At 64.8% G+C, this 12,309-nt stretch carries 12 protein-coding genes; 2 read left to right on the forward strand and 10 right to left on the reverse strand.

The window, feature by feature from the left end; genetic code table 11:
• Positions 1–121 precede the first annotated feature (121 nt).
• The 9 genes from HMPREF1023_RS04885 to nrfD (HMPREF1023_RS04925) form a co-directional block, all read right to left on the reverse strand.
• The gene (locus HMPREF1023_RS04885; RefSeq protein WP_229061466.1) at positions 122–1,450 is read right to left on the reverse strand and encodes a radical SAM protein; all 1,329 of its coding nucleotides are present in this window, start codon (positions 1,448–1,450) and stop codon (positions 122–124) included.
• A complete protein-coding gene (locus tag HMPREF1023_RS04890) occupies positions 1,410–1,886 on the reverse strand; it encodes a DUF4405 domain-containing protein (protein WP_009305068.1) in 477 nt (158 codons plus the stop codon). Before HMPREF1023_RS04890 ends, HMPREF1023_RS04885 begins: the two co-directional genes overlap by 41 nt.
• Positions 1,887–1,911: 25 nt before the next feature.
• The gene (locus tag HMPREF1023_RS04895; protein ID WP_009305070.1) at positions 1,912–2,268 is read right to left on the reverse strand and encodes a hypothetical protein; all 357 of its coding nucleotides are present in this window, start codon (positions 2,266–2,268) and stop codon (positions 1,912–1,914) included.
• 75 nt (positions 2,269–2,343) lie between these two features.
• On the reverse strand, positions 2,344–3,570 hold the full coding sequence (gene nrfD, locus HMPREF1023_RS04900) for an NrfD/PsrC family molybdoenzyme membrane anchor subunit (protein WP_009305072.1): 1,227 nt from the start codon (positions 3,568–3,570) through the stop codon (positions 2,344–2,346).
• Between the two features lie 11 nt (positions 3,571–3,581).
• Positions 3,582–4,205, reverse strand: coding sequence for a 4Fe-4S dicluster domain-containing protein (locus HMPREF1023_RS04905; RefSeq protein ID WP_009305074.1), 624 nt, complete (start codon positions 4,203–4,205; stop codon positions 3,582–3,584).
• The gene (locus tag HMPREF1023_RS04910) at positions 4,205–6,670 is read right to left on the reverse strand and encodes a molybdopterin-dependent oxidoreductase (RefSeq protein ID WP_009305075.1); all 2,466 of its coding nucleotides are present in this window, start codon (positions 6,668–6,670) and stop codon (positions 4,205–4,207) included. Before HMPREF1023_RS04910 ends, HMPREF1023_RS04905 begins: the two co-directional genes overlap by 1 nt.
• Positions 6,671–7,127: 457 nt before the next feature.
• Positions 7,128–8,132 (reverse strand): slipin family protein, encoded by a 1,005-nt coding sequence (locus HMPREF1023_RS04915; RefSeq protein WP_009305076.1) that lies wholly within the window; start codon positions 8,130–8,132, stop codon positions 7,128–7,130.
• A gap of 33 nt (positions 8,133–8,165) precedes the next feature.
• Complete coding sequence (locus tag HMPREF1023_RS04920) at positions 8,166–8,561, reverse strand: GntR family transcriptional regulator (protein ID WP_009305077.1); 396 nt, start codon at positions 8,559–8,561, stop codon at positions 8,166–8,168.
• A 13-nt stretch (positions 8,562–8,574) separates the two neighbouring features.
• Positions 8,575–9,558: an NrfD/PsrC family molybdoenzyme membrane anchor subunit gene (gene nrfD / locus HMPREF1023_RS04925; protein WP_009305078.1), complete on the reverse strand. Its 984-nt coding sequence runs from the start codon at positions 9,556–9,558 to the stop codon at positions 8,575–8,577.
• Positions 9,559–9,821: 263 nt separating this feature from the next.
• On the opposite strand from nrfD (HMPREF1023_RS04925), the gene HMPREF1023_RS04930 reads away from it, so the two are divergent.
• Entirely contained in the window at positions 9,822–10,496 is a 675-nt protein-coding gene (locus HMPREF1023_RS04930) for a YitT family protein (RefSeq protein WP_009305079.1), read from the forward strand.
• Entirely contained in the window at positions 10,493–11,551 is a 1,059-nt protein-coding gene (locus HMPREF1023_RS04935) for a lactonase family protein (RefSeq protein ID WP_009305080.1), read from the forward strand. The genes HMPREF1023_RS04930 and HMPREF1023_RS04935 overlap by 4 nt, the downstream gene beginning before the upstream one ends.
• A gap of 375 nt (positions 11,552–11,926) precedes the next feature.
• Here the strand turns inward: HMPREF1023_RS04935 and HMPREF1023_RS04940 are convergent.
• Positions 11,927–12,309, reverse strand: a 383-nt coding sequence (locus tag HMPREF1023_RS04940) for a molecular chaperone (protein WP_232228685.1), incomplete at its 5' end; no start/stop codon positions are given.

A 12,309-nucleotide genomic window follows, 5' to 3' on the forward strand; every position in this document is an offset into this window, starting at 1 on the left:
GCCTCGTCCCACTCGCCGCCCGCGGCGGCCTCGGCCAGCTCCGAGCCCGGGTAGCGCAGGCTCAGCGCCGCCAGCTCCCAGGCGGCGGCGCGGGCTTGCCAGAGCTCGTCAACAGTCATCGTCATTCGCCTTTCACAGGTTCCAGTTTCAGCTCGCGGACGATGAAGCCATCCGCGGTTTCTTCCAGCACGTTGATCGATCGACACAATACGACGGGCAGCGCTTGCACGATAGAGATGTGACGCGGATGGAAAGCCAGGCTAAGGCCTTCATCCTCAAGCGAGAACGCGCCGACGCCGCACGCCTCCAGCGCGCGCCGCGCCAGGGAGACGTCGCCGTCGAACGCTTTCACCGTTTTCAGGAAGAAATCATGCGGATCGCGCTCGTACACGCCCGCATCGACGGAGCAAGCGCCGTTTTGAACGCAGATCTGATCGCGATGCTTGTTCTCGAGCGAGCAGTAATGCACGCCAAGGGACAACCCCTCGTCAAGCGCGTACTCCAACAACTCCAAGCACAAGAGCTCGCTGCCCGCCAGCGGCAGACCGCCTGCGTAGCCGTAGTCGTACAGCACGGGAAACGGCGGGTTCTTCACCGAAAAGCCGCGGCGCTCGAACTCGTCCCAAGCTCCCATGGGGTAGCAGAACTCAAGAAGGTTGATGCCGAACGCGCCGACTTGATCAAGACGATCCAGCAGACGACGCATCGCCTCGCCCGTGCCCGGCATCACGGGCATCTCCACCATCACCTGCGGGATGAAGCGCTTCGCGCGGGCAAGCACGTCGACGGCGTCATCGATGATCTCATCGGCGCGATCGACGTCGAGAACGTCCAGCTTGATGCTCATGCGCAGCTCGTCGAGCCCGGCGTCGCGCAAGCGATCGAGCAGCGGTTCGTCAAGGAAATCGCCGGCGGTGTACAACCTGATATGGGCACGGGGAAAGCGCTGGCGAACGTAAGCGCAGAACGCCACGGACTCGTCGGCATGGAGCAAGGGTTCGCCCCCCGTCAACCCTACATGGGTGACCTCGCCGCCGCACGCATCGGCGAAGGCATCGACCTCGTCGCGCCACGCATCGTTCACGCGCAGGCGATCGGCGTAGTCGGCCTGGTTGGCGTTGAAGCAGAAATAGCAAGATCGATTGCATGCAAGCGACAGGAAGAACGTCTTGCTCCCCCGCCCTCCCGTGCAGGCCACGCACGCCGACGACAGGTTGCCGCAGACGATGCCGGCATCGCCGTTGCGGAACTGCGCGCCCTTCTCCCGCAGCCGATCCTTCGCCGCACGGACCACATCCGCATCCGCATCACGCGGCGCGATGCGGATACCCCAATCGGCAAGCCGAGCCAGATAATCGGCTTCGATGGCGGCATATTCGTCAAGCCACGCGCGCAGCGTGGGCCTCGCCTCAAGCAGATCGGCGCTCATCGTCAAAACCTCCGTCGTCATGCGCGGCGGCCTTTGCAACGCCGCGACGTTTCAGCAGATTGTACAGCGAACCCGTATGCACGGCCATATGCACGAGAAGAAGCGCGAGCAACGCCTTCGCCGCCGCGGCATGCAGAGGCGACCACGTATAATACCCCTCGGCATACAGGCCGAACGTCTGCAGCACCGTGCCCGACATGCCCAATCCCGACACGAAGACGGTCGAGAGCGCCACGAGCAACGCGGCATCGAGCGCCAAGCGCCCGCAGTTCCGCAAACGCGCCTCGCGAACGCATCGCGGAAGGGCGCGCGCAACCCGATCGACATGCTGCGCGCAATGGACGAAAACGGGCGCCAGCAAGGCCAAACCAAACCATTCGTGCGCAGGCACGCCCGTCAACGAGGGAAGCGCTGCAAGCGCATAAGTCAGAAACGCCGAGAAATCAACAACGAGCATCCGCTTCACCAGGTCACTTCCCCTCTTAAAGCTTTCGCACGATCAGAACAAGCAGCCCGACGAGCACGACCGGCGCCAAGATCCAGAGGTTCAAGCTGGCATCGGACGCGCGGCGATAGCGCGTCGCCAGCGTATCCCACGCATGGCACTCGACGCTGGCGCAGCCCGCCTCGGGACAGGCCATCTCGTGCACGCCATCCGGCTCGGGCACATCGCCGAAACCATGGCACGACCCCGACGCGCACCCGACGACCGGGCAAGGCGAGTGGGGCTCGATAGGCCGGGGAAGCCCCACCGCCGGACTCGCAGCCGCAACAGCCCCGAGCACGACGACCCCCGCGAAAAAGAACGTCGCCAAGGTGATGATCGCTTTCCTCAGCATCTCGTTCGCCACCCCTCCATGTCGCACGGCGGGGCGCCCGATGGTTCAGGCGCCCCGCCGAAAAACGGATCGTATCTAGTGCGAACGCTCAGTCGGCTTCAACGGGAGGAACTTGAGGCCCAGCAGCAGCATGAGCGCGCCCAGCCCGAAAACGCCCAGCACGACGCCGAATTCGAGCATCGACGGAAAGTACACCATCGATCCGCCTGCGCTCTGCAGAGCCGCACCCGCATCCGTAAGAGCCGGACCGGACACGACGGCGGGCATATCGAGGTTCGGGATCTGGAAGCCGCCCACCAGCAGCTGCACGCGCTTGCAGAAGATGCCCACGATGGCCAGCACCGCTGCGATCACGATAAGCGGATTCGTGCGCAGCTTCGGCACGAAGGCGATGACCGCCGTGGCGGCGCACCCGACGACCTCGATCCAGAAGAAAGGAGCGAGCGGACCCGTGGTCAGCATGGCGACGACCTCCGCCCCCGATCCGGCCGGGAAGCCCTCGGTCAGCAAGTCGCAACCGAAGAAGTACAAATCCACCATCACGAACACCCCGAGGAGCTTGAGCATCTTGACGACGTGCTCCTGCGCGAGCTCCAGGTAACCAGCCTTGCGCAGCGCGATGACCACGACGAGCACGAGCGCCACGCCGCACACCAGAGCCGACGACACGAACCAGGGGCCCAGAAGCGCGGTATGCCACATCTCGCGACCCTGCTGCAAACCGAAGATCCAAGCGGTGACCGAGTGAACGAGCACGGCGCACACCAGAGCGATGGCGGACACCACGCGCAAGGCAGCGGCAGAGCCCTTGCCGCCCTCGAAGCGCAGCATAGCCCACAAATACACGATGGACAGGATCAGGTACGTGCCCAGCACGATGATGTCCCACATCAAAGGCGAGCCGAGATTGGAGTACACGAACAGCTCCCAAAGGCGCAGCGGCTGGCCGAGGTCGATCACGACGAAGCCGATCGCCAGCACCGTGCAGCAGATGGAGGTCCACACGGCGATCTTCGACACGCCGCCGAAACCCTCCATGCCGAACACGCGCGGAGCGCTCGAGATGATAAGGCCGCCGGCGGACAGACCGACGAGGAACATGAACATCGTGATGTAAAGCCCCCACGAGTCCAGATTGCGCATGTTGGTGTTCACCATGCCGCTGGTCAGCTGAAATGCCCACAAAGCCAAACCGCCGACGGTGAGGATAGCCGCCACCACGATGGCGACAGCAACCCCTTTGCCGCCGAATCCGGCAGCGGAAACCTTGGCGGACTTCTCCGCCGATACGTTCTCAGACATGATCAATCCCCTTACACGAGGTAGTACACGGACGGCTTCGTGCCTTCGCTGGCCAGCAGCTGCTCGTAGGAGCGCTCTTTGACAAGCTTCGACACCTCCGAATCCGGATCGTCGAAGTCACCGAAGTGACGGGCGCGGGCCGGGCACAACTCCATGCATGCCGGCACCTCCTCACGGGCAAGGCGCTGGTAGCAGAAGGTGCATTTCTCGACCACATGCTTCTGGTGCTTCGGGACGTCTGCATCGCCGACAGCATGGTCGACGGGGTACTTCGGCTCCTCCCAGTTGAACGAGCGCACGCCCGTGTACGGGCAAGCCGCCATGCACATACGGCAGCCGATGCACTTGTCGTAGTCCTGGCGCACGACGCCCGTCTCGGGATCTTTGTAAGTTGCCCCCACAGGGCACACCTTCGTGCAAGCCGGGTTCTCGCAATGCTGGCAGCCTACAGTGATGTAGCGCATCGACACGTCAGGGAAGACGCCGGCCGGCGTGTCGATCTCGTCGCCGCCCTCCGTGAGGACCCGGGTCCACCAATTAGTCTCGGGAAGGTTGTTCGTTATCTTGCAGTTCACGGAGCAGGCGTTGCACCCCACGCATCGCTTCGTGTCGATGACCATGCCGTAGCGGGCCATTACCTCACACCCCCTTCGTACTTCTCGACTTCGCAGAGGAAGTCGTAGAAGGCGCTGTTCGAGCAGAAATCGTTCATGTACACATTCGTCAGATCCTGCGTATGCCCCTCGACGAACTGGCTAGCCTGGAAACCGTGCGGAATAGAGACGACTCCCGGCTTGATGCCCTCGGTCACACGCGCCTTGAGCACAGCATAGCCGTGATCGTTGTAGACGCGCACGTAGTCGCCCTGCTGGATTCCGCGCTCAGCGGCATCGGTCGCGTTGACCTTCAGCAACGGCTCGGGCTCGAGCTCGCGCATGACCGGCGTGTACGCCAGCTGCGAATGCACGTGATACTTGCTGTGCTCGCTGCATCCGAACAGCGGATACTTGTCGCGCAGCGGATTCTCCTCGTATGCCTCGTTCGCGTGCTCGTAGTAAGGCAGACGCTCGCAATCGGCGATCTTCTGCCCGAAGTTGTTGCGCGGCGTGGGCTTCTCGAGGTAGTACTTCAAACGCTGCGCCTCGGCGCTGCCGAACTTCGGCACCATACGCGACTCGGTGTAAGAAGCATCGCGAACCAGCTTGCCCGTCTTGAGCTCGTCGAACGTGCAGCCCTGCTTGACGTTGGCCTCGGTATCGATGACTTCCTTCAAGAAATCATCGTCCGATTTCGGGTAGATGTCCATGCCCATCTTCGCGGTCACCAGACGCATGATCTCCAGATCGGTCTTGCATTCGTACAGAGGGTCGAGCACTTTCTGGGTGAACGTGGGATACGGCACCGAGCACACCGGGTCGAAATCCTGCACCTCGAACGAATGGGGCACCGGCAAAAGGATATCGGCCCACTGCGCAGTGTCGGTCATGTTGACGTCTGCGCACACCACGAAGTCGATCTTCTTGACCGCGTCGATGAGGTCTTGACGGCCCGACTCGCAGGACAGCATGTTGCCGTTGCAGCACCACAGAACGCGGATCTCGAGATCCTGCCCCGCCCACTTTTTCTCCTCCATGACCTTCGGGAGGTACATGCCGCAGAAGCTGGCACCGGGAGTTCCCAACATGTAGGCTTTCACGTTGTAGCCCACCATGCCCGTCGATGGGCTGCCGCAGATGGAAGCGCCCGGCTTGCCGGCGTTGCCGGTCAGAGCCGCGAGGAACGCGAGGTTCTTGAAGTTGTGATGGGAGTTCGCATGGTGTCCGAGTCCCTGGAACGTCATGACGTACACGGGGCCTTCGGTGGCATACACGCGGGCCAGTTCCTCGATCTGCTCCTTCGGGAGGTCGCAAATGTCCGCAGCCCTCTCGACGGTGTATTCGGAAATGCTCTCCATGACAACTTGGTAGACCGGTTTCACGGCGAAACCCTGCACCTCGAACGATCCTTCGATGGCGGGCTTCTGCGCGGCATCGGCGGTCGCAGGTGCGCCGGCAGCCTCGTCCCACACCGCAACCGGATCGATCACGGTGGGCTTGCCCGTGCGAGGATCCACCGGACCCTCGGTGGCAGGCGTGCCCAGATCGCTCATGTGAAGGTACGTGCCGTCCTCCTTCACCAAGAACGGAGACACCGTGCTGCTTCGCATGAACTCTTCGTCCATCAAGCCGTTCTCGATAATATGATTAGCCATGGCCAGCATGAGCGCGCCGTCAGTGCCCGGCCGGACGGGAACGTAGACGTCGGAGTGCATGGCCGACGCGGTGAACTGCGGGTCGATGGTGATGAGCTTTGCGCCCTTCTCGCGCGCATCGCACACGAACTGCCACGCATGCACGTACGCTTCCGCCGGATTGCCGCCCCACGAGATAATGGTCTTGGCGTTGGCGGCATCCACGAAGTCGTTGCCCGAAATCCCCAGCAGCGTCGACTGCTCATGCTGCTGCGCCGTATCGGCACCGGCTCCCAGTACCGAGCCCCCAACGGCCGTGATGAAGCGACCGTAGGCAACGGACATGTAGCCTGCCATCGCACCGTTCAGAACGCCGTACGAACCATACGAGGACCAAACGGCAACCGATGTACCACCGTAATCTTTTATGGCCGCGCCCATCTTCTCCGCGATGGTGCTAACAGCCTCGTCCCAGCTGATGCGCTCCCACTCGCCCGCTCCGCGCTCCCCGACGCGCTTCATGGGGTACTTGAGCCGGTCGGTATCGTACACGCGCTGCGGCTGGCTGAACCCCTTCACGCAGAAGCGCTTGCGGACGGCATCCTCGCCGGGCATATCCATGGGACGGGCTTTGACCACCTTGCCCTCGCGCACCGTCACCTCCAAGGGGCAGCGGCTACCGCAGTTGCCGCGGCATGCGCTCCTGAACGTCTTCTCGCCATCGGCGGATGAACTTCCCTCCGCATTCGCCGGCATCGGCGCCAGCGCAGCGCCCGTGCCTGCGACAGCCGCGACGGCCGTGACGGCACCCGTCGTCTTCAGGAAGCCTCTACGCGTGAGTCCGCCGAGCGGGCTCTTCGTTTCAGACATGTCTCCTCCTCCATTCATGTTGCAGAATGCCTGGGGATCATCGTAAGAAGGTGAGTGTTCCGCGTACGGGTATCCCCCTCCGGCTGCATGGGTGCGCGTGCGCTCCGATACAGGTTCCGATATTCCCCCTCATATCAGAATCGGCCGATTCCTTCTTGTCATAGTCTGCCATACGTCACTATGATTATCAATAACAATGTATGACAGGATATGACAGGAAGTTATACTATTTTGAGGATATAGAGGTTGAACTGGGAGTATAAAGGGTTATCATGGAGGTTACAGTATGAGAGCCGACTGCGGCATTCGGCCGCAGCCTAGCTCATATAGTAGCCAAAATCGGCGCGTTTCGCACCTTTGGCTCGCATGTTGGCCGCTGCCGAAGAGGCCACTGGCCTGAAGCCCTTCAACCAAGGAGCTTCGTTGCGCACTTAGGAGACGCCGCTCGAAGCCCGCGCTACTCCCCCGCTGCGGGCCTTCCCGCGGTCGCCGCACCCCCGGTTTCAGGCGCGAAACCCTCGCTGAAGGCGCTGGGGATGACCAGCGTGCCGCCCGACTGCTCGACGCTTTCGTAGGCCAGATGCATCGTGCGCAACTTCATGGCGTCCTGATCGCCGGCGTACACTTCGGAGGCGTCCTTCAGCATCTCGGAGATGTCCTTCTCGGCCTCGGCCAGCACCATGCGGGCGTTCTTCTTGCGCTCGGCCACGGCCTCCATGGCCATGGCCTCCTGCAGCTCCTTCGGAACGACGATGTCGCGCACCTCCACGTCGATGATGTCGATACCCCAGGGGCTGAGCTTCTCCTCGATGGCGTCCTTCAGCTCGGCGTCCAGCTGATCGCGTCGCATGGCCACCTCGGCCACGGTGGCGCGCCCGATGGCCTTGCGCATGGCCGTCTGGGCCACCCAGGCCACGGCGGCCGAGTAGTCCTCCACCTCCACGCACGCCTTCTTGGCGCTGAACACCATCCAGAACAGCACGGCGTCCACGTTGATGGGCACGAGGTCGCTCGTGAGCGTCTCCTCGGCACCGAAGTACGTGGTGGCCACGCGCTGGTCGATGCGCAACGTGTAGAACTCGACGATGGGCCAGGTGAACACGATGCCGGGGCCCGCCACGCGGTTGAACTTGCCGAAGCGCAGCACCACCGCCTTCTCCCACTCCAGCACGATGTGCACCGACGAGGACGCCAGCCACCCGACGATGGCCGCACTTACGAGGGCGACGAGGCCGATCTCCCCGAACGCCGCCTGCGCTGCGGCCAGCACGATGCCGAACGCCAGCACGAACACCACCACGGCGAACACGACGGCCCCGTTGCGGGAGGCGCGGCTGCGGTTGGTCGCCGAACGGATGTTGTCGGGGGCGCTGCGGCCGTCGGAATACGCAGGCAAGGTGCCCGTCGGGAACCCCGCCGGCCCGACGCCCGCTTCCGCGCCTGCTCGCTTGTCGCGTTTCATCGTTCGATCTCCCTTCGCGTTCGGGCGCGGCCTCTAGCCTGCGTCCCGCTTGGTTTTCGCTTCGCTCAAGCTGAGCGCGAACTGCTGCTCGATGTCCTCCAGCGACATGCCCAGCTCGAAGCAGCGCTTGAGGTACTCGCTCGTGACGATCTCGGCCGTGGACGAGATGCTGACGCCCGGCTTGTCGGACACATCGAGGACAAACGCGCCCTGGCGGCGTTTGGACTGGATGTAGCCGTCCTGCTCGAGGCTCATGTACACCTTGCTCACCGTGTTGTAGTTCACCTCGACGTCCGCGGCGAGGCCGCGCACGGTGGGCAGCTGGTCGCCCGGCTTGTAGTACCCCGAGGTGATGAGGTAGATGAACCGGTTCTTCAGCTGCAGCCAGATGGGGATGCTGCTCTTCTCGTTTATCTCGAATAGGGCCACGTGTCCGTTCTTTCTATTCCAATCGAAGTTCGAGCCCGGTCGGCTCGCCTTCGGACGTTTGCTCCGCCGCCGCGCCTTCCAGCGCGAGCTCGCGATGCGATCCCGCCTCGGCCAGGGCGGTGCGCATGCTGAACCCGCCCACCAGCACGAGCACGGCAGCCACGGCCAGCCCCGTTCGGCACGCCTCGGAGAAGGAGCCGCGCGCTGACAGCACGCCTTCCACCGCCAGCGGCACGACGAGCCCGCACAGCGCGAAGCCCACCCACCACCACAAAGCCAAGTCGCCCTCCGCAAGACGCTGGGCGGACGCGACCGCCCCCGGATGGTCGTCGGCAAGCGCGAACGCAACAAACAGCGCCGCGGCCGCGGCCTCTAGCACGACGATCAGGGCGTCGACGCGCGCGAGCATGCGGAAAAGCCATGCCGTGGCCGCATCCGCCGGCGCGAAGTACGCCGCCAGCAGAAGCGTCGCGATCCCGCAGGAAAGCGACGACAGCAGGAACAGCACGGGCACGAGCGGAGAGCTCCACAAGGCCACCGCGCCCGTGTTCTGCAGCAGCAGGCCGGTGTACAGCATGACCACAACGGCCACGACCGCAGCCGCGGCCTCGACGGCTCGGACCGCTCCGCGCGGCACGCTGGGCAGATAGGCGAACCGCACGGCCACCAGCAGCGCCGCGCATGCCGCCAGCCCCGCGAGCGCGTAGGTGCCCACCGTGAGAAACGAGAGCGAGGGCCGCAGCAAGAGCGAGGCGACGCGATCGATGCGCCCGAGGTCGAACAGCAAGAACAGCATGCCGAGCGCGAGCGCCGCGAACCCGGCGAGCATGCCGACGGCCACCGTGCGCTCAAGCGGCGTCGCCTCCCCGATGCCGATGCGCGACGCATGCCCGAATGGAGCCCTCACCCACGCGAGGTCGAGGATCGACGCAACCGCGATGGCGCCTGCGCCCGCGCCGCCGAGGAACAGATAGCCCACCGCCAAAACGCTGAACATCGTCCCCCTCCTTCGCCTTCCGCGCGCCCGAGCGCTTTTGCGCTGGGGTCAGTATCGCACAAAACGGAAGCGTTTGATATGACAACGTGTCATACGCGGGGTGGGTCGCGCCAGTCGGCGGCCGCCCTTCCCCGCTGCGTGCCGGGCGCATGGCGAAGCCCTGACAGGTTCCGCACAAAGAGCGGCCGCGAGGTGGGATTGCGGCCCTCCCCGGCCATACTTGGCGAATCGACGGATCATCCCCGCAAGAAAGGCGACGGCTCATGGCGAAATGGATGGACCTGCGCCACACCTACAACCTCAAAGGCAAGCTGCTGCTCTCATGCCTCGGCGTCGTGTGCATCGCGCTGGGCACCACGGTGTGCCGCGTGGGAAACGTGGGCGTCGACCCGTTCACCGCCATGAACCTGGGGTTCAGCGCGCGCGTGGGCATGGACTTCGGCACGTTCCAGCTGCTGGTGAACCTGGCGATCTTGGCGGCGGTGTTCGCGCTGGACAAGTACCAGATAGGCCTGGGCACGCTCATCAACATGGTGGGCGTCGGCTACCTCATCGAGCTGTTCACGTGGCTGCTCGGCTTTCTGCCGAAGTTCGAAGGCCTGGTCAGCGCCGGCGTTCATTTGGTCGTCGGCACGCTGCTGTTCACGCTGGGCGTGTCGCTGTACCTGAAGACGCGCATGGGCGTGGCGCCCATCGACGCCATCGCGCCCATCGCCGCCGAGCGCCTGCCCTTCTCGTACACGGCGTGCCGCATGACGCAGGACATCTCCGTGACCGTCCTGGCGGTGCTGGCGGGCGGGCCTATCGGCGTGTTCACCGTGATCGCCGCGTTCTTCACCGGACCGTTGATCACGGCGTGGAATCGGTTCGCCACGCTGCCGCTGTACCGCCGCTTCGGAATTCTGAACCCCGAGGAACTGGCGGAGGAGCGCTCATGAGCGCCGATGTTGCTCCTGCCCTGCGGCGGCTGTTCGTCGGCAGCTACACCGACGGCGCCGATCGCGGCGGGATCCGCACGATCGTGTTCGGCGAAGGCGGCGGCGAGGCGCACGTCGTGCGCGCGGACGGCTGCGGGGCGAACCCAACCTATCTGGCGCAGCGCGGATCGCTGCTGTTCGCCGCTCACGAGCTGGACTCCTGCGGGCGGATGGCCGCCTACGCCATCGAGCCGGACGGCTCGCTGACCTGCCGCGGAGCGTGCACGGCGCCCTACGATGCGGGCACGTGCTTCGTGCTGCCCGATCCGAACGGACGCAACCTCTTCGGGGCGAACTATCTGAGCGGATCCGTCGCCTGCTGCGCGCTGCTGGACGACGGGCGTCTGGCGGCGGGCGTGCCGTCGCGGCGCCACGAAGGGCGCGGCCTGCGGGACGATCGGCAGGAGGGGCCCCATGTGCACTCGCTGAGCTTCGTGCCGGGAACGCGGCTGCTGGTCGCCGTGGACCTGGGGCTCGACGCGCTTGTGATCTACCAGGTTGACGCGTGCGGAATGCTCGCGCCGACGGCTGCGGAAACCGTGCGCGTGCCGGCAGGGTCGGGGCCGCGCATAGTGGCGTACCACCCGCGTCTGCCGATGGCCGCGCTGGTGAACGAGCTGGCGTGCGACGTGCTGGTGTTCCGAATCGACGAAGGCGGGCTGCATTGGCGGATCGTCGAGCAGCTGAGTCTGCCGCAGGCGCCGAGCGGCGACGCGCTGGCGGCGCATATCGCGTTCTCGCCCGACGGGCGGCAACTGTACGCGTCGGTGCGCGGAAGCGACCAGTTGGTCGTCTTCCCGGTGGACGGCCAGGGACGGGTTGCGGGGCGCTGCGACGTTGCGTCCGGAGGGAAGGGGCCGCGGCACTTCTCGCTGTCGCCCGACGGGCGCTTTCTGGCCGTCGCCAACCTCGCGAGCGACGACGTGCGCCTGTTCGAACGCGATGCCGACGGGATGCTGCGAGCGGTCGCGTGCGTGGACGTGCCACAACCGGCGTGCGTCATCTGGGACGCGTAAGCCGCGAGCGGCGGCCACACAACGGACGACCGAAACGCGCCAAATATTTCGCGCTTTCAACGCACGTGCGATTGCGTCGGCAGAATGTGGCAGAAAATCACGGACTGGGCACGACATAGGCCGACATCGAGATGCTTTACCAGGGATTTCCGCGTTATCAGGCTTCTTCGAAGCCACGAAGCACCCCGATCTGCGCCTGAACCGTGAATCTCTGCCGGATTTCGCCGCCTCGACCGAACGCGAGACGAAGCGGCCGAACAGCCGCGTTACCAATACGGTCGTTTTTTGCCACGCCTCTGACCAGGTAATATACATTGTTTTACCTGGTCAGAGGATCGCGGAAAGATGGCTGGAATCGGCCGGTTTGGCAACGTCCTACCCGACGAGCGCCCCCAAGTAGGCCGCCGCCGCGCGATAGAAGGGATGGCGCGCCTCGGCGGCCAAGCGCTCGGCGAACGCGGGCATCCAGGCTTGGGCGTACCCGGAGAGGAAGGCCTCGTAGGCGGCGGCCGGGCTCCCTCCGGGGAGGCCGGCGCCGTCCGGGGCGCCCTCGGAAGCCGGGGCGCCGGCCGCGCGCAGGGCCAGGCGCTCGAGGAGCTCGCACTCGGTCGCGACGTGGTCGAGGGGCTCGTTGGTGCCCTCGGGGCGGCCGAGGCCGCAGGAGCGCATGAAGCGCTCGACCTCCATGGAGCGGGGGTTCACGAACAAAAAGCGGCTGCACCCCGTCGGACTCTGCGGCCCACACGCCCTCGTAGGGC

It is taken from the genome of Eggerthella sp. 1_3_56FAA, from assembly GCF_000185625.1.
Lineage (GTDB): Bacteria > Actinomycetota > Coriobacteriia > Coriobacteriales > Eggerthellaceae > Eggerthella > Eggerthella lenta.